Origin of the sequence: Chitinophaga silvatica (assembly GCF_003419895.1) — a bacterium.
Taxonomy (GTDB): Bacteria; Bacteroidota; Bacteroidia; order Chitinophagales; family Chitinophagaceae; genus Chitinophaga; species Chitinophaga silvatica.
On the sequence record NZ_QPMM01000002.1, the window covers coordinates 833645 to 859259 of the forward strand.

Below are 25615 nucleotides of genomic sequence, written 5' to 3' on the forward strand. Positions count from 1 at the left end.
AAATCATTTGCCATGAAAAGAGTTTTAATAATATTTCTCGTTATAACCGGTCTTTTTGCCTGTAAGAAGGGAATGCAAGACTATCGTCATAGCAGCCCGCTTTCAGCAACAGATGTAAGTACATATGATTTCCTGAAACAACAGGGAGGGTTATACGATACATTATTGTTGTTGATCGATAGGGTGCATCTTACGGATACTTTAAAATCACAAAACATTACATTTTTCGTACCTCAGGATAACAGTATACAGGCTGCTATCAGGAATCTGAACTATACAAGAGAAAAAATGGACAGTGCAGGTAACTGGACTATAGACAGTATTCCGTTGATAGTATGGGATAGTTTGTTGCGCAGATATATGCTCAGAGGTAATGTAACAGCTGATTCATTAAACTATGCAGACGGAAGTAATCTTGTATCATTGTATGGTAGAGAAATGAACGGTAAAACCGTTAAAACCAATGCTTCCGGAGCAGTTGGAGGTGGAACTGTTTTGTTACAGTATAGTGATAAGAATAATTCAAGATTTGTTCGTAACTGGAGTTTTGCCTATACTCAAAATGCGGATATCAAAACAAAGAACGGAATTATACACATTCTTGAAGAACGCCATGTATTTGGATTTAACTCCTTCACTGGTATGGCATTTCCGAAATCTCTTGAACCATTCCAGGGGCCGTACTTAGGATTCCCTATTCCTATTCCGGGAATTGTAAATGCAGCAGATTTTGATGAAGGACCTGTGAATATTGCCTACAGAGTAGCCAATGCATCTGGGGGCCATGCCTACAGACCTGATGATCCGGGTACCGAAACCTGTTCTACCGGAGATGCACAAGTGAGTAAGGGCGGCTTATATAATGTTGGTTGGACCACCGGAGGCGATTGGCTGAGATATACTGTTGATATTGCTGAAGCAGGAGATTATGAGGTTAATTTAAGAACTGCTGGAGGTGGTGATGGTATTATTTATCTGGAAATTGATGGTAACAGAGTATCACCAGATATTCCTACCCCGTCTACTGGCGGATGGCAGACCTGGAGATCTAATATTAGTACCTGCACTTTACCACAAGGAAAACACTTCTTGTTTGTTAGGATTAAACAAGCAAACCTGAATCTTCACAGGATGATCTTCAAAAAACTTTAAAAGACCAGTAATGAATAAGCATGTATACCGCATATTAATAGCAGGATTTATTTCTCTTGTTATCAGCGGTTGTTACAAACAACTGCTACCGGGAGAGAAACCGTATTTTAATAAAGACTGTAATTTCTCTAAAAGTGATTTTATAGTGTATCCTGACCGTATCAATTCTTTTATAAGCATTTTCAATCCGGCTAATTCTACCCAACCGATGAAGGTGGAGATTACCAATGCTACACATGAAGACGGTAGTCCTGCTCCTGAATTATTTACTCAGGTAGATGCAGCTCAATGGAAAGATTATTATTCAGGTTTGGAAAAAAGTGTAGCTGAAATTGAGGCAAAACGTACAACAGCCAAACGTCCGGCTTTTGATGTAAGGGCTACTTCCGGAGATATTGTTTACTGGCCTGTAGATACAGCTGTTGTAAAACCAGGTAACTACGTTTTTGATGTAGTGGTGAGCAATGACGGTGGCAAAAAAACATTCCAGAAGTTTAAGCTGCATGTACGTCGTCCGCGCCCTTATGAGCCTTGGTACTTTGATGATGTAACAGGAGAGCGTACAAAAAATGGTAGTAATTACAATTATCCACGCCCAAGTTTAAATAACGTACAGGATGATCAGAATAATAATTTAAAAGACGAAGATGCAGTAATCTGGTACAGATGGAAAAGTAGTGCAACTAACACTTTTTCAATAAAAATGTTCAATAAAGATTCTTTGCCTATTTCTTTGTCTAAAATGAATAAAACTACATGGGATAGTCTAAAATATTTCAGTGTTATAGCGAATCTGAATGTACCGATTTCATTTAATCGTCGATTTAGTGAAGATAGCACTGTTGTGACTTATGACAGAACTAATCCTTACCCGATTATGGCCGACTTATTCGGAGAAAGATCCGGAATAACACTTGCGTTCGAGCGCCGTTTTCAAGGTCAGAGAAGTATTAGTAATATATATGTTCCCTTAGCATTTTTTAGAGCGGGAGCCTGGGATGTTATTGTCAAGTTCAACAAGAATATCCGATTTGAAAACGATTAATCTGTCATTGATTTCACAAACATTAAAAACTTCGTGCCATGAGTAAACGGTACATACATATACTGTTATTCCTGTTGGTAGTATTGGCAGGATTGGGTCAGGTGGCTGTAGCACAAACAGCTGTGACCTATAAAGGAAGGGTAGTAGATGCCTCTAATAAAGAAGGTATCCCGGGTGTAACAATAGTAGATTTAAAAAATAATAAAGGACTTGGGGTGACCGATGGAACAGGTCATTTCACTTTCACTACAGTTCCTGATAAATCTGTTCAGTTCAGATATTTAGGATATAAGTTTGAAACTGTGAAGTTGAGCGCTGGTACAGCTACGTTAAATATCTCTCTGAATGCAGAGAATAAATCTCTGAAGGAAGCGATTGTAGTAGGTTATCAGAAGCGTATTAAAGAAACAGTATCTGGTTCGGTTGCGGTAATTGATGGTAAAGCCTTGCAAGATGCTCCGGTAGGTAATATTCAGGAATTGTTACAAGGTAAGGTTGCAGGTTTGAATATCCAGAATAACTCAGGAGCTCCAGGATTCCGCGGAACATTATCTATCAGAGGTATTTCACAGCTCGAATTAAGTGGAAGTGGTGATCAGGCATATCTGGCTACCAATAACCCGCTGTTGGTAATTGATAACGTACCGGTAGACTTTGACGGAGGTATTTCCCAAAGCATGTTGCAGCCAGGTGCTGCTACTGGTCCGCTTGCCCTGATTCCGCCGGAAGACGTACAGTCGATAGAAATCATGAAAGATGCGCAGGCTACTGCACTTTATGGTTCCAGAGGAGCAAACGGGGTAATCGTAGTAACAACCAAAAAAGGAAATTCACCTACTCCCAGAATCGATCTGAATAGTAGCATTTTTATGAACAAAGCGCCTCAGTTACGTGCTACTATTGGTGGTAATACGGAGCGTGCCTTCAGGATTGCTACAATTATGGCAGCATCCAAAGATCTGCAGGAAGCTCGTAAAATGCTTAGTAATGATGACTCCCAGTTTTTGACAGATAGTTTGAATGCTTTCTATAATAACTCAACAGACTGGCAGGCTTTATTCTATCAAACCACCCTCAACTCCAACAACAACCTTCAGGTAAGTGGTGGAGATCCAAAATTGAACTATAAAGCCAACTTTGCCTATCAGCTGAACCAGGGTATTATTAAAAATACAGGTTTTAATAAGTATAGTCTGAATACTCAGTTGAATATGCAACCTAGTCAGAAACTGCGTATTGGTGCTCAGTTATTCAGTGCATTGGGTCAGAAACAACGCGGTAATGGTGGTGGTTTAACTGGTAACGGAGCTGGTAATGCCTTTACTTCTTCTTTATTGCCTGGTCCTTCTAAATTTATCGGAAATCCACAGCTGGATGGTTACCAAAGCAATATAGATGATAACAATACCCTTAACATTCGCGCTTTCTTAGATATGGATTATGAGTTTATGCCAAACTTCAGATTAAACTCAACTACTTCCTACGATTTTTATACAGATACCCGTGACCGATTCAATATGGCCTTTACAAACAATAACCAGACCTTACTCTATGGTTTTGTTGGTCGTCATGATGAATTAAACACTCGTAACGGTATTAACTATACGTATAATTCAGACAGAAAGAGCAATGAAAAAGGTCATAATATTTATGCCAGTGTATTTAGTGAGATAAATATCAAAACCGATAACCAGCATATAAGAGATGTACGTAATGGACCTAGTGATTACTATTGGGGCCCACGCGGATATTCTCCACGTTTCTATCCAGGAAACGTTTGGAATGATGCAGGTGGAATTAATGATAATGGTACTCCTGTATCTTATGTTTATCACTCAGCTTCATGGGCCGGTTTCTTTTCCTATAACTATAAAACAAAGTATAACCTGGATCTGGCTTACCGTTTGGATGGTAACTCTTCTGCAGGTATTAATAATCCATATACCCAAAACCCTTCAGTAGGTTTTCGTTGGAACTTCGGTAAAGAAAACCTGATGCGCAGATGGTCTTGGCTGGATTATGGATCTGTGCGTACAACATATGGTTACAACTCACGTCCTACAGCTACTATTTTGAATACCCTGGGTATTTATAAGATTAATGACTATGCTTATAATAACGGTGTGTCTATTACACCTGATTTCTCAGTGGTAGCAAACCCAAATATGCAACCTGAAAAATCTTCGCAGGTAAACTTCGGTGTGGATCTGGGATTGTTTAAAAGCAAGCTAGAGATTATTTACGATACCTACTATAAAAACAACTATAACCTGGTTAGAGAACAATTGCTATCCAGCACTACCGGTTTTGCTAAAATGCAGGTAAATGGTGCTGCTGTAGTGAATTACGGACACGAATTGTCTATTACTACCCGACCAATAACCAGCCTTAAACCTAGAGGTTTTAACTGGACATTAAGCATCAATGGAGCAATAAACAAAGGAGTGTTGACTAAGTTGCCAGGAGATGCGCCATTCTACCTTTGGTATGATAATAATACCAAACAGTCTATGGTGTTGAAAGTGGGTCGCAATCCTCTGAGCAATTATCTCTATGATACAAAAGGTATTTATACAAGCAATTCACAAGTGCCGGTTGATCCTATCACAGGTACTCGCCTAAGAACTAGTGGAAACACAGGGGTTTATTTACAGGCCGGAGATCCGATGTGGGTAGATAAGAATGGAGATTATATTATTAATGATGCTGATTATGTAGTTACAGGTAATCCTGATCCGTTAGTTACTGGTGGTATTAATACAACTCTGTCCTATCAGATGTTCTCTTTGAATATTAATGCCAGCTATCTGATGAAACGTAGTATCCTGAATAATGCAATGTCTTACAGGATTAACAGACTCAGATATGCAAATCTCACCTCTTACGATAATAAACCGGTTAACGTTTACGATTATACGACGATCGACTACTGGAAAAGCCTGGGTGTGAATGCTTCAAACCCTGCGTTGGTTGGATCATTCGATCATGATAATGTTGTTCAGCCTAATCGTCAGGATCAGACACTCTTCCAGGAAGATGGTTCTTATCTGAAAATTAACCAGATAACATTAGCGTACCAGTTTAGAGATTTTGATTTCATGAGAAGATTGAAATTACGTGCTCTGAGAGCTTTCGGAACTGTATATAATGTTGCCATGTTCTCTAAATATTCTGGTCCTAACCCTGAAACCGTTTCGTCGCTGGGTAGAGATGATATCAATGGTTATCCTAACGCTACCAGCTTTACAATTGGTTTTGGTGCTCAATTTTAATGATGTTTAAAATTATTTACCCATGAAAAAATGGTATATAATAGGTTTATTGGTATGCAGTGCTATTGGATTTAACAGTTGTAAAAAATTTTTACAGGTAAAACCACTGAATGTGCTTTCCGGTAATGACTACTGGAAAACCAAGAAAGATGTAGAAAGTGCAATGATTGGTGCATACGGCATAGTACTTGAACGTTTCAAATCAGGTATTATGTATAATAACGGAGATTTCAGAGCCGGTAACTGGAACTGGTTTGGTAAAGATAATCTGCGTGCAGTAGGTACCAACAGGTTGCTGAATACCGGTAATGGAGATAATGCAGATATTCCTCAGGACTGGACTCAGTTTTATAGAGCAATATCTTCCACTAACCTGGCTATTGATCGTATTCCGGGAATTAAGGATGCTACATTTTCAGAAGTTGATAGAAAACGGTATATCGCTGAAGCGAAGTTCTTACGTGGATTTATCTACTACTATATGTGCAAAATGTATGGTGATGTTCCTTTGCAAACAGATGCTTATGATATTACTATGCACTCCAGAGAAAAGATGCTCACGGTGCTCGATTTTGTAGTGAAAGATGTGGCGGCTAGCTATAAAGACCTCCCTCTCAACTATGAAGATCCTTCCAATAGGGCAGTAAGAGGAACACAAGGCGGTGCTTTAGCACTTATGGCGCATTGCCATATGTGGGCTGCCGGCTTTGATAAAGGCAAAGAGAATGGCCATTACGAAGCAACAGATAAACTGATCAAAGAACTTCAGGACTTGAATCAGTATGTGTTATTACCATATGAAAAAGAATCTTATCCGCTCATCTTCAAGGGCCGTTCAGAAGAAGGTATCTTTGAGCTCTCCATGGATAATAACTATAATGCCCAGCAAACTCACTCACTGATTATTCAATGGACATTACATGAACCTTATATCAGAGCGGGTGTTGACGGTGGATATGGTTCTGAAATTACTCCTATGAGAAAACATATGGAAAGAATGTATCCAAGAGGAGAAAGTGATAAGAGATTAACACTTTGGTTTGAAGATCCATATTCAGAATCTGGCAGACCACAGTTTCCTATGTTTATGAAATTTAATACCGTTACAAACCATGATTCCCGTGACTTCGACGCCAACTATATCTTCTTCAGATATGCCGATGTATTACTCCTAAGAGCAGAAGCATTGTCTTATTTGGGTACCAATGATGCAGAAGCTGTTAAATTACTGAATATGGTTCGTACCAGAGCAGGTGCAAGACAATATACAGGTGGTGGTGGTCAGGTACTCCAGGATGCAGTATTCTTTGAAAGAGAAAAAGAGATGATGGGAGAAGGGCACCTATGGTACGATCTTGTAAGAACACACAGAATATTGGATAAGAATATCACTGAAAATTACCTGACTCAGGATCAGTTTGACAGAGGAGGATGGACGTGGCCTATTTCTGCCGGAGCTGTATCATCTAACCCATTATTAACCAGAAATCAATATTGGATACAATAACTGTTAAAAGTATTTCTATGAGAAAGTTATTGCCTGTTATTGGCATATTATTGATTGCCGCTTGCTTTACTTCTTCCTGTAAAAAGGATTATTATAAAGATGGAGGACTGGCCAATCCAAAATATAATGGATCAATGTACCAGTATCTCGAGAAAAGTAATACCGGATTACTCGATACGATAGCTTATATAGTACAAAGAGCCGGACTGAAAGAAGTACTTGAGAAAGAGGATGTGACATTCTTTTGTCCTACAGATCAGAGTATTTATACAGCTATGAATGCTTTGAACGGATATCGAAATAGATATTACAAGGATAGTTTGACATTAGACCAGGTGCCTCCGATTATCTGGAAAAAGTTTCTGGAAAGATATATTATTGAAGGAAAGCACGTGGCCAAACAATTTGCCCGAGTAGATCCTAATAACATATACGCCTATCCGGGTATTAATTATATCAGCAGAAACGGCTTCATTTTAAATATTGGGTTGATCTATCAGGACTATGGTGGAGTAGAGGCTGTAGGTGCCCGTATTTTAAGGGTTACTGATATTAACATCGATCCTTCCAATTTCCTTTCAAATCCATGGGTATTGGTGGCTTCTTCAGATATTCAGCCAACAAATGGGGTCTTGCATGTACTGAAGATTATACACACGTTTGGATTTAGAGGTGACTTTACTGATGCCGTAGAGCAGGCATTGATAAATCAATAATTTCAATTAACGACACAGTATGAAAAAATATATATACTTCTATGCGTTTTTGATAGGTTGTTTTACTGCCTGTACAAAAGATGCAGTTAAATCCTCCGGTGAGAATCCATATGGAGATCAGGTACAACCAGCCATTACACTGAAGAAGGACGGACTTAATCCGACCTCCGGAAAGGTGGGTGATGTAGTTACACTGGGAGGAAAAAATTTCCTTAAGAATAAAGACCAAATAAGTTTTCTGTTTAATAATGTAAAAGCAGAAGTTGTAGAATTGACTGATACCACTGCAAAGCTTAAGGTGCCGGGATTTGCTGCAACAGGAAATATTACTGTATTGGTAAATCAGGAATATTATTATGGCCCTTTCTTTAGAGTGAATGGTGTCTTCGAAATGGTTACAGATTACCCGGGTACTTCACAGGGGGCAAATGGTTACGTTGCAGACATCATTCCAATTTCGGGTAATAAATATCTGATGGTAGGGAATTTTAACAGGTATGGTTCTACGGATAACAGTGGAAAAGGAATGAAAAGTGTTGTCAGAGTTAAAGCTGACGGTACCTGGGACCAAACATTTGCCAATGGAATGGTAAATGGTTGTGATGGTACTGTTACATCCGGCTATGAGTTGAAAAACACACCTTATTATCTGGTGGCAGGTTCATTCAGCTCTTTTGCTACTGTAGCAAATTGTAACTCAATTGCTGCTATTTATGCCTCCACCGGTGGACTGGTTACTGATAAAGTAATCAATAACGTTACACATACTGAGTATACAACCTCTGCACTCAAAGGTGGACTATCAGGATCGATTTATAAAATGGATGTTATAGAAGGGGCTGATCTGAAGTCGACCAAAGTATTGGCAGTAGGTAAATTCAGGTTTTTTGTTCAGCCTAATTACCAGTTGCTCAACTATCAGGGGCTGGATTCAGTGCATCTGGATTCCGTACAGGTTTCCTGGAATATTGCCCGGCTAAATGGAGATGGAACATTGGATAGTACTTTCAATTATGATTTGGTAAATCATCGTGGAAATCCAGGTCCGAATGATTTTATCGCTACCTCATTGCTGTTACCTGATGGTAAAATTCTTATTGCAGGTGGTTTCACAACTTATAATGGTCAGCCGGCCAATAGAATTGCACGTCTGAATCCTGATGGTTCTCTGGATAATACTTTCAGTTCAGCTGCCGGACCTGATTTAGAAGTTACTGGTCTTACCAGGCAGCCAGATGGCAAAATCATTCTTGTTGGCAACTTTAATACCTATGGCGGCGCCAAAGCTCCGCGGGTAACAAGAATTAATGCAGACGGGGCTGTAGATCCTTCATTCAATGTAGGTCTGGGAACTGAAGATGCAGTAGTACATGCAGATTTGATGCCAGGTGGAGAAATTATTCTGAATGGTACCTTTATTAAATTCGGACAATATTACCGCAATGGTTTTATAGTTCTGAATCCTGATGGTAGTCCTCATCCTACTTACAATACAACTGGTGGTTTAACATTCCTGAACGGTAGTTTTGGTCTTATCTCGAAAATAATACCGGTTGAAGGTGAGAAATCATTGTTGATGGTGGGTAGTTTGACAAACTTTGATTACCGTACGGTACAAAGATTAGTAAAGATTAAATACCAATAACACGCGAGCAAAGCAGTATTCACAAAAGGTGTTTCAGGGAAACCTGGAACACCTTTTCTTATTGTTGTAATGTTGAATTTCGGATAAAGAGCTGGCTGGGAATTTCCATACTCTGCTGGGTTAAAGTTACATGGCTGTTTTTCAGTGCTTTGAAAAGTAAAGTAGCTGCTGCTTTTCCCATTTCAAAAGCGGGTTGATAAACAGTGGTTAATGACGGATATAGAAAACGGGCAGTAGAGAGATTTGAGAAGCCAATTACTTTTAAATCCTTTGGCAGTTGAAGTTTTAAAGTTTCTGCTGCTTCATATACATTCGTGGCTAGTTTTTCAGTTGTAGCAATTACTCCGTCAAATTTCCCGAGCCTGAGCGTATCACTTAACAGCTGATTTGCTTCCCTCGTAAAATAAGTTACTGAATTATTGGTAACAGGAAGCTGGTATTCTGTTAAAGCCCGATAAAACCCCTTAATCCGCTCCCTCATAATGGTTAATTGCTCTGATGCGGCCAGCAAACCTATATTTCGGCATCCAACCTCAATTAAGTGTTTGGTTGCAATATAAGCTGCTTCACTGTCGTTGGTGGTGATTTTGGCCGTTGCTACCTCTTCACAAACTCTGTCAAAAAACACAAGCGGCAGCTCTTTAGAAAGTTGTGAAAGAGAATGTTCTGAGTTGGCTGTTTCCATCGTAACCGAAATTAGTACTCCGTCTACTCGGCCACTTTGGAAATCTTTCAGAATGGCCTGCTCCTTTTCACTGCTTTCATGCGTCAGATAAATAAGTACATGATATCCTTTTTCCTGTGCAACAGCTTCAATTCCGTTAATAGCCTCTGCAAAAAAGCTATCAGCGATTTCAGGAATAACTACAGCTATTGTTTTGCTTGATTTTTTTCTAAGGCTACTGGCATACGGATTAGGAACATAATTCAACTCCTTAGCCAGGTCTTGTACCCGCTTGCGTGTTTCTTCACTGATTTCATGACTGTTGTTTAATGCCTTGGAAATAGTAGCCGTTGATAATTGCAGTTTTTCCGCCAACATTCTGATCGTAACATTTTCCATAGTTACTTAATCGGTTAAGTAAATAAAGTTATTCTTTTATGCGGAAGTTTTTTGAAAAGATCGCATATTGGAAGTAAATCTCCGTTTTCCACGAATTCCTTAAATTATTTAGTTATGGATAAACCAAATGCAACTCCACTTACGTCGTTAGATCAATGGGAAGATGACTTGCTTCAGCGTTATCCAGATCCTGCGAATATCAATCAGGAAAAGAAACAAACAGAGTTCCGCAATTATGATGCTCCGCCAAGAGACACCGTACGCGAGTTCTACCGTTTAAATCATACCTACCAATCATATGCTTTTGTAAGAGAAAAAGAAAAAGAGTTTCTTGCTTTTGATAAAAAGGAAATGTCGGTTTGGGATGCATTTAATTTTCTGAACCAACTGGTAGATGATTCCGATCCCGATACGGATCTGGACCAGTTTCAACATTTATTGCAAACTTCAGAGGCAATACGTGCCGATGGGCATCCCGACTGGATGGTGCTTACTGGCCTTTTCCATGACATGGGCAAGGTATTATGCCTGTTTGGTGAGCCACAATGGGCTGTAGTAGGAGATACTTATCCCGTAGGTTGCGCATTCTCCGATAAAATCGTATATTCAGAATATTTCAAAAATAACCCTGATATCAATAACCCGGATTATAACACGAAATACGGAGTGTATGAACCTAATTGCGGTTTGCGTAATGTGCATTTGAGTTGGGGCCACGATGAATACATTTATCAGATGATGAAGCCTTATTTGCCGGAACCGGCCTTATATATGCTTCGTTATCACTCATTTTATCCTCAGCATAAAGAACATGCGTATGAACACCTGATGGATAAACATGACGTTGAAATGTTTAAATATGTAAATCTTTTCAATCCATACGATCTTTATTCTAAAAGTCCAACACCTCCGGATTGGAAAGTACTTAAACCTTATTATGAAGATCTGGTAGCGAAGTATCTGCCATCCACCTTAAAATTCTGACGGGGAACAATGTAATCCAAAGACCTTCCTGATAAGTACCATTTAGGGGCTTGTCGAGAAGGTCTTTTATTCTCTGTTTGCCCACCTAATTCCACTTATGAAGCATCAACTTGTTTACAAAGATTTCCTCGTTTTTGCATTATACTTCATTATCGTTGCCGTTTATGGCTATTGGATCTATAGAAAAAAGCAGAAGAATGCGACCAGTGAGTCGAAAAATTTCTTCCTGGCAGAAGGCTCACTTACCTGGTGGGCAATAGGAGCTTCTATAATCGCTTCTAATATTTCGGCTGAGCAATTCATCGGAATGAGCGGTGATGGTTTCTTTGTGGGTATAGCCGTGAGTGTATATGAATGGTTAGGCGCTGCTGCCCTGATTATTGTAGCAGTATTTCTCATGCCGGTTTATATCCGTAATAAGATATATACCATGCCCCAGTTCCTGAAGATGCGTTACAATGAAACAGTAGCGCTCATAATGTCTGTATTCTGGTTGTTTTTATATGTGTTTGTTAACCTAACTTCTATCCTTTATTTAGGAGCATTGGCAATCAACGGATTACTTGGTGGTGCTTATTTTCATGAAGTGATGATTGCCCTGGCAATTTTTGCAGTTGTAATTACTTTGGGGGGAATGAAGGTAATCGGATATACTGATGTAATTCAGGTAGGGGTACTGATTATCGGCGGGCTTGCAACCACCTGCATGGCACTTACCGTAGTAAGTGAAAAATTTGGAATGGGAAAAGATATTGTTGCCGGCTTTAATATTTTAATGCAGGAAGCACCAGATCATTTCCATATGATGCTCAACAAACCTGAAGTAGGAGCTTCCCAGGAGTATATCAATAAATATCTGATCCTTCCTGGTTTCGGTATGTACATAGCCGGACAGTGGATCAGTAACCTAAATTATTGGGGATGTAATCAGTATATCACTCAACGTGCTTTAGGGGCCGATTTACCGACTGCAAGAACAGGGATTTTATTTGCAGGATTACTGAAAATTTTGATGCCAGTAATTGTAATGTTGCCAGGTATTGTTGCATATGTATTATATCAGCGCGGGTTTCTTCCTCAATTGGAAGGAGGGCAAAAAGATGGGGCCTATGCTGCTATCCTTACATTATTACCCGCCGGACTTAAAGGCTTAGCCATTGCAGCTCTCACAGCGGCAATTGTAGCATCGCTGGCAGGAAAATCCAATAGTATCTCCACCATTTTTACACTGGATATTTATAAAAAATATATCCATACCAAAGCAGATGAAAAGCAATTGGTTTGGGTAGGCCGGGTAACTATAGTTGTTGCCATTATTGTTGGGGTATTATTTACCTGGAATGATTTACTTGATATAGGTGGGGCTGGAGGATATACTTTTGTACAGAAATATTCAAGTTTTATTAGCCCGGGTGTTTTTGCCACTTTTATACTGGGGATGTTCTGGAAACGTACAAGTGGTACTGCTGCGATAGCGGGAATTATTGTGGGTTTTGCAGCTTCTGTATTTTTCAACCAGATTGCCGTGAAGGTAATGGGGCCTGAAACTATTTTATATAGTGCATTTCCAAATGCACATGGTGAGTATGAAATACCATTTTTTATTAGTCTTGGTTGGTCTTTCCTGACTACAGTACTGGTAATGGTGGCTATAAGTCTTGCTGGTCCGCGTATCAGTCCTAAAGCCTTTACACTCGATAAGGGGATGTTTAAATTATCTCCTTCCAGTATAATATTAATCGCAACGATAGTATTGCTGTTATCAGCATTGTATGTGAAGTTCTGGTAGTGTTTCTCGCAAAGGCGGAAAGACTAATATTAAGAGGCAGAGATTTTTATTAAGAGTTTGAATGTGAAATTTTGATAATTATTATTCAAATCAGAAAGATATTTACATCCCATTCTTTTAACTCTTAATAAAAATCTCTGCTGCTTAATATTAATCTTCGGTTCTTTGCGAGAAACTAATAAACAGCTTTCAGGCCATTGTTTTTATAGAAGTCTATGATAGGCTGATAAGGTCCGTATTTGTGCTGAGCTACCGAAAATGAGTCTTTAAATGGTCCGTGATCGTAATCTATAGCTTTCTCTTCGATGTGAGGATAATCAAAGCTTTTAGGATTTGGTCGAGGGTGAATTTCATCATTATTCACAAAAGCGGCAATATCCATCGCTTCCTGATCTGTAAGAAAAGCAACGCCAGGTTTAACTTTATCATAAGGCATATTGTTTTTCAACCATTCTGCCTGTTTAATTACTCTGTGCATACTAGAGCCCGGCTGATAAGCGGAGTTGCCCCACAGTGGTGGATATATGTAAGTGCTTTTGTCTTCATTCCATTGTCCTTCTCCCTGAACACCATGACAACGGGCACAATTTTCCTGATAAAGATGTTGTCCTTTTTCCGGATTAGCTGCAATAGCCGGGAAGGTGACATGCAGGTTTTTCGCACCTTTAAAAGGTTTGTCTTTAGGCACAAAACTGCTTATCCAGCGGAAGTAGGATAAGAAAGCTACCATTTCTTTACTATCCAACGGCAATGGTTTACCATTATGCGGGCGGGTAACACAATTATTGACCCTTTCGGCCAATGTAAGTACTTTTCCTTCCCGGCCTCTGTACTGAGGGTAATTATCGTGGGAAGTCATCAGATTGAAAGAGAATGCTTTGGTTCCTGCATCCTGGTGGCAGTTGGTACAATTCATTTTGTTGCCAAGGTATTTTCCGGCACTCCCATCCGGCCCGATGTACCTGGCCGTATTGAGCATAAGTTCCCTGCCATAGCGTACGAGTTCACCGTACTTATCATTAGGGATTAATGTAGTGTCAGGAATAATGAAGTCTGTAACGACTTTAGTACCTGAGCTATCGATGGCTTTCTTTTGCTGGCTTCCCGAAGAGCCACAGGACATAATAATGGAGACTGCTCCACCGCAAATTAGACTGGTGATAACTAAGCGACGCATACGTTGGCTTTTTTTCATTGTTACATAAACGTGGATGGATTTCAGGCATAGATTCCTAAACATTGTTCACTGAAATTGTCCATATAGTTGGCTAAAATAAGAAAGTCCCGGGAGGATCCCAGGACTTTTTCAAATCAGAATAATAATCTGGTTATTTGATATTAAAGTCTCTTACTCCGGCAACTTCGGTAGACACTTCGCCCAGCCATCCGGCTTCTTTACGGATAGAAGTATACACTCTGATAAAGTTGATGCCACTTAACTTAACTGGCTTGCCATTTTTGTCAATGGCCCAGTCCAGCTTAATTTTAGCGGCATCGCTATTATTAGGCTGATTATCGGCATATCCATAATCGAAGGCCGGTAATATCCAGTATTGTCCACCTGGCGTGGTTGAAGTATTAACGATATGATCGTCACGTAACCGTGTACCCGTGAAGGTAATACTGTCGCCTTTCCATTGTGGGTAATAAGACTGGTTATGGTAAATATTTTTTAACAAATACCCTTCTTTGCCCTGGTTATCCTTGTATCTGATATACGCGCTATCGGAAATTGTTCTATCGCTACTAGGTACCCGGGTTTTGTTTTCATCGGGTTTATAATAGGTAATCTGGTAGTTTTTAATAGTCTTTGGATTATTGTGTTCAGAACCTGCGATTTCATACCATTCATCATCAGGCAGGCCATTTCCGTTGACATCCTGAGCTACCTGGATAATTCCCGGTTCTCCGTTATTAGCAAAGGCATTACCTAAAACAATAAAGGAGTATTCACCGGGTTTATTAAGAATGGTATGATCAAATCCCATTGTTACAAAACCTCCGAAGCCGCCTAACGATACCATTCTTTCATTAGTAAGTTCATTTAATGCTTTTTTTGCCATATCCTCAGCGGTTTCACCTTTATTCCAGGTTGGCAAAGTATTGGTGAATTGACCGGGGGCCGGAAAAAACTCAAATACCTGAGTAACTGCATTTTTGTAAGGAACAGTTACAGCAGAGATAGTAACCGGTATTTCCCTGGAAGTATTACCTGCAGCTGTTTTAACTGTGAAGTTGAGTGTTAATACTCCGATGGAGTCAAAAGCATAGGAAAGCGATTTGGTTGTAGCTAAGGTATCTTTACCAAGCATCCAGGTAAATGTTGCATTCTCGGCATTTGTAACTGTAGGGTCGATATGTACAAGTTGCATATTATCGGCCTTAAAACCGCCTGCAGGAGTTGTGATATCGATAGCCGGTAAAATAACCGGTGCTGCATGTTCATCATTTTTCGAACAACTGACAGCTAATAGCGTTACTGCCATGGCAAGGAGTAGCCATTTTTTTCTCATTATGTTTGGTTTTTATATCCATATCAGTTGCGGTTGAGTGAATTCTGTACATAACATACCTGATAGGCAAAAAAATGCCTTTGGCCATGTGGATACATGATCCCTTAAACGCAATATTCACATAACTACCTTCGTCACACGAAAAAGTAAGGAAATATCAAGGTGTGGAAACTATTGTTCCACAGGTTGAAATTATTCCAAGCTTCATTCCACGAAAGCTTAAAAATTATAATTGTCTGGCAGGTATTCTGACTTATCTCTGTTTTGGGCAGCCTTCCCATCTCTGGTTTATAGAGAAAGTGGCTAATAGAAATGCCTTAACATTATTGAGACTTACAGCAGCGGGACTGTCTGGGAGTTGCACCCAAGTTCCCTTTTAATCATCTGGCAAAAGATAGCTGACAGATGAACCATAACGGCGCAAAATTAGGATAATAATTCATTTGTGCAAAATTGCCCTTCAGTGTAAGAGAGTACAGGTATGAAAAAGAGCTGCAAAGCAGCTCTGATCTTTGGGGCTTGATTATAAATGAGTTCTATTTTCTTCTGAGTGTAAAAGAAAGGTTTATTGTGAGTTAAAGCAATGACCATTTATAGCTATTTTCTGTTTACCGGATTATTGATAATAGAAACCCGCTTCCTATTCCGGAAATGAATAGCAGAAGCAACTGGATGAAATTATGATGATAAGGATTAGGAAGGTAATAACTGGTACTGCGATGAGTCAAATAGAGGCTTAGTCCGATGAGGGCATGCAGACAAGCATAGCATAATGGGATCATGAATATTAATTGCGCTGGCATATTACAAGAGATTCGAGGGTGATGAATATAACTGTAACAGGCCTCTGGGTCTGTATCTAAAAATACGATTAGTGGCTGCAAAATGGCAGCAAAGGTTTTAAGTATTAAAAAGGTATTAATAAAATAAATATATTTATACCCAAATTTTGTATTTAGATAACCTGACTTATGAGATACCGCTATTGGTTGTTACTTATGTCTGTATTGCCATTGAGCATACACGCGCAAACCCGGACCATTTATAATAAATTGGGAATGAAAGAAGGGGGTGAGCTGACCCGTAATTCTCCATTAGAGCCCGATTATTCAAGTATCATGGGAATTCCGGCTTCGACAAGCGTCAGGTCAAGAAATGAGCTTACTAATCTGATGTTGCAAACTAAAGAATTATTTAAAACCCCTTCACGTTTTGCAGCTAATTATAGTATACCTATTCTGGATACCTTGCAATTGGCCGATGGAAATTTTCTTTATAGTGAAAATGGAAAGTATGGTTTAAAGTCGGCAGGTGGCGCAATTCTAACTGCTCCTAAGTATGATTTTGTTGAGAAAAAAGAGAAAGGATTTGTAGGTTATCAATCGGATACCTGTAATTATTTTGATAATACAGGGAAAGCGCTACTTTCCAGATATTATTATTCAATTACTCCTACAAGTAAAAGCACGTTTATTATACAAAATAATAAAGGATTTGGAGTTTTAGATGCGGCTAATAAGACAATTATTGAGCCGGTATTCTATAATATTGAACCTCTGGAACAACAAGGACAGCTCTTCTATAAAATTAGTCCTGAAGCTAAGAAATACTATTATGTTAGCCAGAATGTTAAAGATACTATTTGGATAAACGATGAAGGAAGTTTTCTTAAAATTATAGACTCAGAGTACTGGACACTTGGTGGTAGAATCATCAATATTAAAACTAAAAGAGAATTGACCAGTGAAAAAGAAGTATATATTGAGATCATTGATGAGAAGAAGCAATTGGCAAACTTAAGCTGGAAAGATGGTAGGTATCTGATAAATTTTAAAGGACAGATTATTGTTGATCAGGTATTTGGAACGATTGGCCAATTTAATGAATCCGGGTATGCAGTAGCATCGGTGAAAGATCAGGGAGGAACTGAGAAATGGGGAGTAATAAATCGAAATGGTAGCTGGGTTGTTCCTGCGAAATATTATCGGACTTCATTCATAAATAATCAGGTTGTACAGGTTATAAATGAAGAACGGTTAGGGGGAACAATCAGGCTAAAAGACGGAAAAACTTTGCTATCAAATAAGTATACAGATATCAGGACTCTTGATGATAAGTTGGGCTATGCTGTTCTAAAAGATGCAAATAGATATAAAATTGATGTATTTACATTGAAAGATAGTAAGATAATCAGGAATGTGCCATTCAGGAGTTTGAGTAAATTAAGAATTTGTGGTGGAAAGGGATTTATAGCTTCTAATGAAGCAGGGGAAACCTTATTGAATGAAAATTTTGAGCCGCTTACGAAACGTGCATATTCGAGAATATTTTATGGACCTGCAGATAATAGTATTCTGGCAACAGATTTTAGAGGGGATACAGTAATGACACAATGGATGAGTTGTAGCGGAAAAATTCAGACACTGAAAGTAAATGGAAAGGAGTCTGATGTCTTCAATAGTCTTATTAAAATAGATGAAGGGTTTTATTATGTAAAAACTTTGGAAAATAGAGGATATTTTATTTTGAGAGACGGAACTACAGTACCAGCTGATAATTCGTTAGAATCCATTGAGCGGGCTGATTTTCAGGATTATTATATAATGGTAGCGGACAATGGTAAATATGGATTGATTAATAGCGAAGGGAAAACTATTATGCCATTAGAGTTTGTGCATATTGGTAAATTTAACAGAATGACAGGGTTGGCTAGTTATAGTTTTGACGGAGAGCATTATGGTTATTTTACTACTACGGGAGAATTACTTTTCGGTGGAAAATATGATAAAACCGGAAGTCTGGGATTGGGTGTTTTTAAAGTCGAGAATAATGGATACAAGACTGTATTAAACAGAAGTAATACAAGGGTAACAGGATATACTTATTCTATAATTGAATTAGTAGGGGGATTGATAAAAGTTGAATCCGATAAATTTTCTATTATTGGTAAGCGAATACGTTAGTGTTTTTTGAAGTGCTGCTATGGTTATCATTAATCCTGGTTATCTGTGATGATTTTCTTTTTTACCATTGATACAATGATAATCATGGTAATAATTACGCTGATAGTCAGGAATATCAGAGGAATGAATACAGAAGGTGTTAGTGCTGTAAGACCTAGTATAAATAAGATAAATGTATTGAGGGTGATTAATAGTATCAGCACAACCTTTCCATAGGAAAGCTTTATTTCATTTTTTTTTGAGAAGTTAAGTTTTGTTTGATGCGTTACCTGGATGTTAAGTCGCTCGTTGAATCCGGCAGATGGTTCCTGGATAGCATGTTGTTGTAATATCTTTTTTATTGTTACTTCATTTTTTGTATTCATAGTAGTTCCCTGATTTCCTGATTAAGCAATGTGTTGAAATATCCTTCAAGTTGTTTACGGCTCCGTAATAGCCTCATTTTAATGGCTGATTTTTTATATCCTGTTATTTCACATATTTCACTGATGCTTTTTTCTGCTATGTAATGGAGTGTGATAATTGATCTGTCTGTATGCTCCAATTGACTAAGGGCTGAATCAACATATTTTTTTCTCTCATTATTAAGAATGTTGTCCCAGCTTTGCAGATTTGTGGGTATGTAATGTAAGTTGTCTGAGATTGTTGCATTAACTGAAATTGTTTTATTGGATTGATATTTATTCAGGGCTGTATGATATACAATTTTATATAGCCATGTAGAGAATTTGGAGGTTTGTTTAAACTTATCAAGAGATGTAAATGCTTTCAGAAAGGCATCCTGTACGATTTCTTCCGCGTCTTCCCTGTTTGCGAGTACCCCAAAAGCTATAGTAAATGCATATTTACTATAGGAATCTACGATTTCCCTGATAGCTATATCGCTGCCTAGTTTAGCCCTGGCCAGTAATTCGTCTTCCTTGTTATGTGGCTTTAAAAATTTCATTCAGAAGGTTAGACAGTATTTCATGTCAGGTGGTCACATGTGACCACCTGACATGAAATACTGTCTAACCAATATAAATAATTAAATAAGACAACAATGCAAATTACTTCCGCCGCTGTAGTCATCGCACTCGCCCTTACGATTTATAGTTTTTGTTACTATTACTTTACTACCAGGCACAAGGAACGATTGATGGTTTTAGAGAAAGGATTGCCTGCTGATTTTTTTAGTAAGCATATCAGTTATTTACCTGCCTTACTGGTATTGGGGATTGTATTTATTGGGATTGCTCTGGGTGCAATAACCGGACTTGTGTTAGAGAATCTATTGCCTGGTTTGAATCCCGTAGTATTACTTGTGGCAACTGTATTTGTATTTACGGGGGTCAGCCTGATCATTGCTTTTTTTATTCTTAAACGATTAATTGGTAAAAATTATGTTTAGTATTTCAAATAAAGTAATGCTTTGCTTTCTGCTATTAATTGGTACAACTGCAAATGCTCAGTTATACGATTCAGCATTTGATGCAACATTAAAGCTTGCTTTTTCAACCTCAGATCCCGGATATGTGGTACTTGTTGCCAAAGAAGGAAAGGTAATCTACAAAGCTGCTTTTGGTATGGCAAATTTTGAATTGAATGTTCCAATGAAAATTGATTCTAAATTTCGAATAGGATCCATAACCAAACAATTCACAGCCAGTATAATATTAAAATTGGCGGAACAGGGGAAGCTTTCACTGAAAGACTGTATCAGTAAATATATAAAAGATTTTCCCAACGGCTCAATTACCATAGAACAGCTACTTACTCATACCTCCGGGCTTAGCCTGAGCCGGGGATACTGGAATCCTGAGCTGAGAAAACGAGACTTTACCCCCGAGGAGTTAATAAACCTATTTAAGAAAGAACCTGCGGAATTTGAGGCCGGAACTCAAATGCAGTATAATAACAACGGTTATGTATTGTTGGGTTACATCATTGAGAAGGTCACCGGGAAACCATATGCAGCTTATCTGGAAGAGGAAATATTCGCACCTCTGAAAATGATGAATTCCTGTTATGATCAGCCATATAAGCTTATTAGTAACAGAGTGCAAGGTTATCGTAAGATAAATCAGACTTCTTATGAAAATGCCTATTTCCTTAGCATGACACAACCTTATTCTGCAGGAGCAATTTTATCTACTGTTGATGATCTTTATACCTGGATATTGGCCCTTGAGACTAATCGATTTATTTCTGCAAAGAGTTTTAAAGCTGCAACAACTCCTTTTCACCTGGCTAATGGAAAATCTACAGGTTACGGATACGGATGGTATATAAATAATATACAAGGTGTGCCTAGTATCAAACATGACGGATTAATTAATGGATTTACGTCTTTTATTACTTATTTACCCACCGAAAAGGTTTGTGTGATTTTGCTTGGCAATTGTGAAAATTTTAATCCTGAGAATCTGTGTTCTAAACTAGCCGCTATTGTAATTAATAAACCTTATCCAAGTAAGGAAATATCTATCCCGGTTGCAAAATTACAGCAATATCAGGCGGTATATAGATCAAAAGATGGATCTGAAAGGAAAATTGAACTAATAGACGGAGCACTTTATTCTTACTTTTCCGGAGGAAGTAAAGAAAAACTATATGCAGCCGAAGAAACTACTTTCTTTTCAAAAAATAGTCTGGAAATTTTTCATTTTATCAAAAGTAATAAGAATGGAATTGCATACTTAGAAACATCAGGAACAGGAGAAACTCAACACTGGATGCCCACAGAAATAGCATTTAAATTTATGGTTGAGCAACCTGTAAATCCCGCCATTTTAGATAAGTATACAGGAGATTATATCTTTAACTCTAAATTTATACTTCATATTATCAGAGATGGAACTCAATTATATGGGTTAGGAGAAGGTAATCAACAAATCAGGCAACTTATCCTTCCATTTGAAAAAGATAAATTCTACGCAAAATATTTAGATGCGCAACTATGGTTTGATACCGATAGTACCGGAACCGTAAAGGGATTAACAAAAGTTCAAAATGGAAATGAATATGCAGTTAAGAGATAACCTTCTTAATATTATGATAACTTATATTCAAATCACTCAGCCATCCCACTATATATTAAGTCATTATTAATCTCTGGGAAGTTCCGGCCTCGACATTTTATATTGGGTTGCAGAAATAGCATCCATAAAAGCTACAACCGCCGCAATTTCATCTTTAGTTAAATTCAATTTCCTTAAAATAGGGTCAGTAAAAGGAAATAAACTATCTTTTGCTGCTTGTTCAGGAGTTGGGTCAATCATATGCATACCACTATTATAGATATTCACAATACCAGTAATGTCATTAAATAATCCATTATGCATCCATGGGGCATTATGCATTACATCTCTTAAGGAAGGTGTTTTGAACCTACCAACATCGTTTGGATTATGTGTAATTTCATACCTACCCAAATCCTGATATTTACGCTTATAATAGGTCAGGCCGATGTTATGAAAACTTTCATCTGTCAGGTATTGGCCATTATGGCAATTCATACACCTGGCTTTGGTTCTGAATAAATGCATACCAAAGATTTCCTGATCTGTTAATGCTTTAAAATCTCCATCCAGAAATTTATCAAAGCGACTTTTCCTACTGGTAATTGTGCGCTGGAATTCTGCGATGGCATGTACAATCTTCTGGGTTGTTATCTCCTCAGTGCCATAAGCTTCTTTAAATAGTTTTTTATATGCTTTGATGGCACTGAGTTTTGGCCCCAATTGAGAAGACTTCATATCCATTTCGTGATGGGCCTGAATAGGGAAAGTTGCCTGCTCTTCCAATGTAAGAGCTTTACCATCCCAGAAGAATGATTTTCTATAACCAATATTCAATAAACTAGGTGTATTTCTGGTACCTTCCAGATGATCTGTACCAAGGGATACTCTTCTGCCATCACCCCAGGAATTATGAGGATCATGACAGCTACTGCAAGAGATCTGATTACTGTTTGATAAAATTGGGTCGAAAAATAAAAACTTACCCAATTTTACTTTTGGTTGTGCAATCAAACTAAAATAGGAGGTATCTGTTCCGGGAAGTGATTTGAATTCTGCCCAAATTATTCCGGAATCGATATCTGGTTTAGGCCATTCCGATATTGGCTTTTGGTATAATACCCGTAGATATGAAGGATCTGTTTCAGATAAGAAACTACTTCCTGTGAAGAAAGCAATTAGTATTGTAAATATGCTAAGTGTTCTTTTCATGTTTGGAATACTGTCAATTAAAATTGAAAGGCTGCAAGGATATTGAACGATTGCTTTTCTATTGATGTTTTTACATCATATGCAGCTTTAAGATAACAGGCTAGTTTTTTTGTTACCGGAAAATCAATTCTGATGCTACCACCATAACCAGTAGTTGATGTAGTAAGGTATGTAAAATTGCTATTTAGCATGCTATAGATAGCGGTCTTAGAGTCGATATTCCCCCAAAAAAAATTATTGCTAAGATTTTCTTTACGCTGAATATTTCCCGTTAGCGTTAAAAGGGTAGAGCCTAGTTGTTTACGTAAGGTAAGATCTGCATTTACATTAGCATGTTGATAAGCCATTTCCCTATCAGGCAGCGCATATTTTTGCTGATGATCTTCCCAAGATCCTTCTAAGCCGGCATACCAATCTATTACTCCACCAGTTCTTCCGTAAACGCCTCTAAGATTATAGATTTCGTATTGATGTAAATAGCGGGGAGCTGATGATATTTTATAAATACCCACTTCTGAATCCCTAACATCAAAAATGGCTTCAATACCTTTTCTTTTAACTGATTGTGCTGTTGCTTTTATTATAAATTGATGCTTATCTTTTTCTAAAAGATATCCTGTGTTGGCACTTACAATTTGTTCCTGTATTTCCCCTGCATCATATACTTCCACACCTTGTAGTTTACTTGTTTTTTTCCTGATGGTTGAATTTTGCAAAATGGCGCCCCCAAAAAATCCCTGGTACGAAACCGGACTAATTGTTAGTCCTATTTTGTAGCCCGTTCCATTATACCACGCACTGGTAAGAGAACCAGAGAGAAGTTGATTGTAAACACCTAAGCCGGCATCATGATATACCAATGGCTGCCCTAACTCACTTACAAAGGTAAGTTTGTTGGTTTGATTATATTTCGTGCCTGTAATATCCAGCGCCAGGGCATATTTGTCGGATATTTTTCTCGAAGCGGAGAGAGCTAAATTAATTTCAGATGAAATGTTTTTTGGTCGGGGATCTCTGTCGCGGTACGATTGCAGACCTCTGTAATCAATATTAAAGCCGAGTTGATACCTTCCTATTTCTTTGGCCATTCCACCACTGAATGCATATGTTTCAGCTTTCAGATTTCCACCAACCGAATCGGCCATTACATAAGGGTATACTAAGTGATAGTCGGCAGTTTCGTTAAACTTTACATTATAAAGTTGTTGACTGTTATAGTAAGCATTTCCCCATATTGTCAGGCTATTTGGGTATTTCTGATAAGTTTCTGAATAAACCGTAAATGTTTGGTTTCCGCTTCCTTCCTGCTGAAGGTATTGATTTTGAGTATACTTTCGGAATGAGGTAGCTAATTGTGAATAGGTATTTTGGCGTTGGTATACTCTAAGTGAGGGGCTGGTATAGATATCATCCCGGAGTTCTACGACTGCAGAAGTTTGTTCTTTCACCAGGGGAACAATGGTAGAATCCTGGGCCTTAGCTGTAAGGCTGAAGCCCAGGATAATGATTGCTAATATGTTTGATTGCCAGTACATAATTATGGCATTAATGATGGTTTAACTTCGGGATCGAAATCATTCGTTGAGTTGTTGGTATCTTTCAGAATCACCCGGCCATCTGGATTTGTAGATAATTCTTTTCTTCTTACACTTTTGCCATACCGCTCATTATCCTGATCTTTCTTACCACAGTAAGTCCATCCCATATCCAGTGCCGGAGAGGTAAGTATCCATTCAAATACAGCGGGTACCGAGAGGTTTACAGCATCAATAATCCATGTATTAGGGATTTTGTAGCCTTGTGAAGTAGTAGTGCTTCCTGTTGTGTTAATGTAGGAATAGGAATAAAGATTATTTCCTTTGAAGCTTTCGGCATTAGTACCTTCAGGAAATCTTGCCAGTACATAACTTTTAAAGCCGCGATTATGCATAGTCATCGCAGAGGTAACATTAATAAGATTTGTAACTTCCGGGTTGTCTACATCAATGGAAGAGATAAGAGATAATTCAAAATCGGATTTTCTCAAATCCATGGAATTGGCATTATACTCTAAATGATTAATGGCATTGTTGGCAATAACTATTTGTTTGCCTGGGTATACAGGATATTGCTTACCTGTTCCTGGTATCATTACTACAGATCCTGCAGTAAATGCTTCTGCCATAATATCGGGTGTGTATACTCTTTTGGTAGTACTGAGAAATGAAGCTTCAGCTATTACCAGGCCATCGGCATAGAGGGTATCTGCAGAATTATTATAAAGAATGAAGTATTTATCCCCATTGTATTGTTTCCCTTCAGGCGTAACTGTTCCTGTAAAGAATATTTCCTTGAAGATAAAGCTTGAATTAATATTATAGAGGAATAAAGGAATATTAAGAGAAACCTTACCTCCTTTAACTACAACACCAGATTGAAATCCCCGAATCTTACTTTTTTGAGTTGTTCCATCCAAATTATACTCTACATCTCCATCCAGACTTACATCATAAGATCCATCTGGTAAGGTGATATTAGCCAAATCGTTTGCAGTTGAAATATTGATTTTGGTAACTGCTCCGCTATTAATTTCTTTGAAATCAATTGTAATGTTTGATGTCTTAACATCCTTTAATCCTTCCGGATTTTTGAGAGATACGTCAACTGTTGATTTGTTTATTGAAACATTATCCTTTTTACAGGAAGCGAAGCTTATTAATCCTGCTATTGCCAATAAACCCAGGAATTGTTTAGTTACATGCATATGCTTATATCT

The 25615-nt window shown here is 38.2% G+C and carries 19 protein-coding genes and 1 riboswitch; of the genes, 11 read left to right on the forward strand and 8 right to left on the reverse strand.

The window, feature by feature from the left end:
* The first annotated feature begins 12 nt into the window (after positions 1-12).
* Genes DVR12_RS07775 through DVR12_RS07800 form a run of 6 tightly spaced genes read left to right on the forward strand, consistent with a single transcriptional unit; the run spans position 13 to position 9337 of the window.
* Complete coding sequence (locus tag DVR12_RS07775) at positions 13-1152, forward strand: carbohydrate-binding protein (protein ID WP_116975069.1); 1140 nt, start codon at positions 13-15, stop codon at positions 1150-1152.
* Positions 1153-1162: 10 nt separating this feature from the next.
* On the forward strand, positions 1163-2197 hold the full coding sequence (locus tag DVR12_RS07780; RefSeq protein ID WP_116975070.1) for a DUF5007 domain-containing protein: 1035 nt from the start codon (positions 1163-1165) through the stop codon (positions 2195-2197).
* A 38-nt stretch (positions 2198-2235) separates the two neighbouring features.
* Positions 2236-5469: a SusC/RagA family TonB-linked outer membrane protein gene (locus tag DVR12_RS07785; RefSeq protein ID WP_116975071.1), complete on the forward strand. Its 3234-nt coding sequence runs from the start codon at positions 2236-2238 to the stop codon at positions 5467-5469.
* A 22-nt stretch (positions 5470-5491) separates the two neighbouring features.
* The gene (locus DVR12_RS07790) at positions 5492-6976 is read left to right on the forward strand and encodes a RagB/SusD family nutrient uptake outer membrane protein (protein WP_116975072.1); all 1485 of its coding nucleotides are present in this window, start codon (positions 5492-5494) and stop codon (positions 6974-6976) included.
* 17 nt (positions 6977-6993) lie between these two features.
* Positions 6994-7692 carry a fasciclin domain-containing protein gene (locus DVR12_RS07795; RefSeq protein ID WP_116975073.1) on the forward strand — a complete coding sequence of 233 codons (699 nt, stop codon included), beginning with the start codon at positions 6994-6996 and terminating at the stop codon, positions 7690-7692.
* A gap of 19 nt (positions 7693-7711) precedes the next feature.
* A complete protein-coding gene (locus DVR12_RS07800) occupies positions 7712-9337 on the forward strand; it encodes an IPT/TIG domain-containing protein (protein ID WP_116975074.1) in 1626 nt (541 codons plus the stop codon).
* Positions 9338-9395: 58 nt separating this feature from the next.
* On the opposite strand, the gene DVR12_RS07805 is transcribed toward DVR12_RS07800, so the two are convergent.
* On the reverse strand, positions 9396-10400 hold the full coding sequence (locus DVR12_RS07805; RefSeq protein WP_116975075.1) for a LacI family DNA-binding transcriptional regulator: 1005 nt from the start codon (positions 10398-10400) through the stop codon (positions 9396-9398).
* 114 nt (positions 10401-10514) lie between these two features.
* Here DVR12_RS07805 and DVR12_RS07810 point away from each other — a divergent pair, with 114 nt between their 5' ends.
* Positions 10515-11384, forward strand: coding sequence for an inositol oxygenase family protein (locus tag DVR12_RS07810; protein WP_116975076.1), 870 nt, complete (start codon positions 10515-10517; stop codon positions 11382-11384).
* 97 nt (positions 11385-11481) lie between these two features.
* Entirely contained in the window at positions 11482-13173 is a 1692-nt protein-coding gene (locus DVR12_RS07815) for a sodium:solute symporter family transporter (protein ID WP_116975077.1), read from the forward strand.
* A 175-nt stretch (positions 13174-13348) separates the two neighbouring features.
* Here DVR12_RS07815 and DVR12_RS07820 read toward each other — a convergent pair whose 3' ends face one another.
* Positions 13349-14350 (reverse strand): c-type cytochrome, encoded by a 1002-nt coding sequence (locus DVR12_RS07820; protein WP_199417062.1) that lies wholly within the window; start codon positions 14348-14350, stop codon positions 13349-13351.
* Positions 14351-14501: 151 nt separating this feature from the next.
* The gene (locus DVR12_RS07825) at positions 14502-15686 is read right to left on the reverse strand and encodes a PKD-like domain-containing protein (protein WP_199417063.1); all 1185 of its coding nucleotides are present in this window, start codon (positions 15684-15686) and stop codon (positions 14502-14504) included.
* A 221-nt stretch (positions 15687-15907) separates the two neighbouring features.
* Positions 15908-16116, reverse strand: a riboswitch (cobalamin riboswitch).
* 541 nt (positions 16117-16657) lie between these two features.
* On the opposite strand from DVR12_RS07825, the gene DVR12_RS07830 reads away from it, so the two are divergent.
* Positions 16658-18649, forward strand: a complete 1992-nt coding sequence (locus DVR12_RS07830) for a WG repeat-containing protein (RefSeq protein WP_116975079.1) — start codon at positions 16658-16660, stop codon at positions 18647-18649.
* 29 nt (positions 18650-18678) lie between these two features.
* Here the strand turns inward: DVR12_RS07830 and DVR12_RS07835 are convergent, their stop codons facing one another.
* Both DVR12_RS07835 and DVR12_RS07840 read right to left on the reverse strand, forming a co-directional pair.
* Positions 18679-19014 (reverse strand): hypothetical protein, encoded by a 336-nt coding sequence (locus tag DVR12_RS07835; protein ID WP_116975080.1) that lies wholly within the window; start codon positions 19012-19014, stop codon positions 18679-18681.
* A complete protein-coding gene (locus DVR12_RS07840; protein WP_116975081.1) occupies positions 19011-19595 on the reverse strand; it encodes an RNA polymerase sigma factor in 585 nt (194 codons plus the stop codon). The genes DVR12_RS07835 and DVR12_RS07840 overlap by 4 nt, the downstream gene beginning before the upstream one ends.
* Before the next feature lie 96 nt (positions 19596-19691).
* Between DVR12_RS07840 and DVR12_RS07845 the strand changes: the two genes are divergently transcribed.
* Positions 19692-20039, forward strand: a complete 348-nt coding sequence (locus tag DVR12_RS07845) for a DUF6249 domain-containing protein (protein ID WP_116975082.1) — start codon at positions 19692-19694, stop codon at positions 20037-20039.
* Positions 20032-21669, forward strand: coding sequence for a serine hydrolase (locus tag DVR12_RS07850; protein WP_116975083.1), 1638 nt, complete (start codon positions 20032-20034; stop codon positions 21667-21669). The genes DVR12_RS07845 and DVR12_RS07850 overlap by 8 nt, the downstream gene beginning before the upstream one ends.
* A gap of 66 nt (positions 21670-21735) precedes the next feature.
* Here DVR12_RS07850 and DVR12_RS07855 read toward each other — a convergent pair whose 3' ends face one another.
* From DVR12_RS07855 to DVR12_RS07865, 3 genes are read right to left on the reverse strand one after another with little or no spacing between them, the layout of a single operon-like run.
* Positions 21736-22860, reverse strand: coding sequence for a cytochrome-c peroxidase (locus DVR12_RS07855; protein WP_116975084.1), 1125 nt, complete (start codon positions 22858-22860; stop codon positions 21736-21738).
* A 17-nt stretch (positions 22861-22877) separates the two neighbouring features.
* Entirely contained in the window at positions 22878-24395 is a 1518-nt protein-coding gene (locus DVR12_RS07860; RefSeq protein ID WP_116975085.1) for a DUF6850 family outer membrane beta-barrel protein, read from the reverse strand.
* Between the two features lie 2 nt (positions 24396-24397).
* Positions 24398-25603: a DUF4876 domain-containing protein gene (locus tag DVR12_RS07865; protein ID WP_116975086.1), complete on the reverse strand. Its 1206-nt coding sequence runs from the start codon at positions 25601-25603 to the stop codon at positions 24398-24400.
* Between the last annotated feature and the right edge of the window lie 12 nt (positions 25604-25615).

What these genes read in the sequence shown, in the direction of transcription:
- DVR12_RS07795 (WP_116975073.1), top strand. Translation starts at nt 6,994, where the DNA reads ATGAGAAAGTTATTGCCTGTTATTGGCATATTATTGATTGCCGCTTGC.
- DVR12_RS07825 (WP_199417063.1), bottom strand. Translation starts at nt 15,686, where the DNA reads ATGAGAAAAAAATGGCTACTCCTTGCCATGGCAGTAACGCTATTAGCT.
- DVR12_RS07790 (WP_116975072.1), top strand. Translation starts at nt 5,492, where the DNA reads ATGAAAAAATGGTATATAATAGGTTTATTGGTATGCAGTGCTATTGGA.
- DVR12_RS07815 (WP_116975077.1), top strand. Translation starts at nt 11,482, where the DNA reads ATGAAGCATCAACTTGTTTACAAAGATTTCCTCGTTTTTGCATTATAC.
- DVR12_RS07775 (WP_116975069.1), top strand. Translation starts at nt 13, where the DNA reads ATGAAAAGAGTTTTAATAATATTTCTCGTTATAACCGGTCTTTTTGCC.
- DVR12_RS07785 (WP_116975071.1), top strand. Translation starts at nt 2,236, where the DNA reads ATGAGTAAACGGTACATACATATACTGTTATTCCTGTTGGTAGTATTG.
- DVR12_RS07855 (WP_116975084.1), bottom strand. Translation starts at nt 22,860, where the DNA reads ATGAAAAGAACACTTAGCATATTTACAATACTAATTGCTTTCTTCACA.
- DVR12_RS07810 (WP_116975076.1), top strand. Translation starts at nt 10,515, where the DNA reads ATGGATAAACCAAATGCAACTCCACTTACGTCGTTAGATCAATGGGAA.
- DVR12_RS07830 (WP_116975079.1), top strand. Translation starts at nt 16,658, where the DNA reads ATGAGATACCGCTATTGGTTGTTACTTATGTCTGTATTGCCATTGAGC.
- DVR12_RS07845 (WP_116975082.1), top strand. Translation starts at nt 19,692, where the DNA reads ATGCAAATTACTTCCGCCGCTGTAGTCATCGCACTCGCCCTTACGATT.
- DVR12_RS07835 (WP_116975080.1), bottom strand. Translation starts at nt 19,014, where the DNA reads ATGAATACAAAAAATGAAGTAACAATAAAAAAGATATTACAACAACAT.
- DVR12_RS07820 (WP_199417062.1), bottom strand. Translation starts at nt 14,350, where the DNA reads ATGCGTCGCTTAGTTATCACCAGTCTAATTTGCGGTGGAGCAGTCTCC.
- DVR12_RS07800 (WP_116975074.1), top strand. Translation starts at nt 7,712, where the DNA reads ATGAAAAAATATATATACTTCTATGCGTTTTTGATAGGTTGTTTTACT.
- DVR12_RS07805 (WP_116975075.1), bottom strand. Translation starts at nt 10,400, where the DNA reads ATGGAAAATGTTACGATCAGAATGTTGGCGGAAAAACTGCAATTATCA.
- DVR12_RS07840 (WP_116975081.1), bottom strand. Translation starts at nt 19,595, where the DNA reads ATGAAATTTTTAAAGCCACATAACAAGGAAGACGAATTACTGGCCAGG.
- DVR12_RS07780 (WP_116975070.1), top strand. Translation starts at nt 1,163, where the DNA reads ATGAATAAGCATGTATACCGCATATTAATAGCAGGATTTATTTCTCTT.
- DVR12_RS07850 (WP_116975083.1), top strand. Translation starts at nt 20,032, where the DNA reads ATGTTTAGTATTTCAAATAAAGTAATGCTTTGCTTTCTGCTATTAATT.
- DVR12_RS07865 (WP_116975086.1), bottom strand. Translation starts at nt 25,603, where the DNA reads ATGCATGTAACTAAACAATTCCTGGGTTTATTGGCAATAGCAGGATTA.
- DVR12_RS07860 (WP_116975085.1), bottom strand. Translation starts at nt 24,395, where the DNA reads ATGTACTGGCAATCAAACATATTAGCAATCATTATCCTGGGCTTCAGC.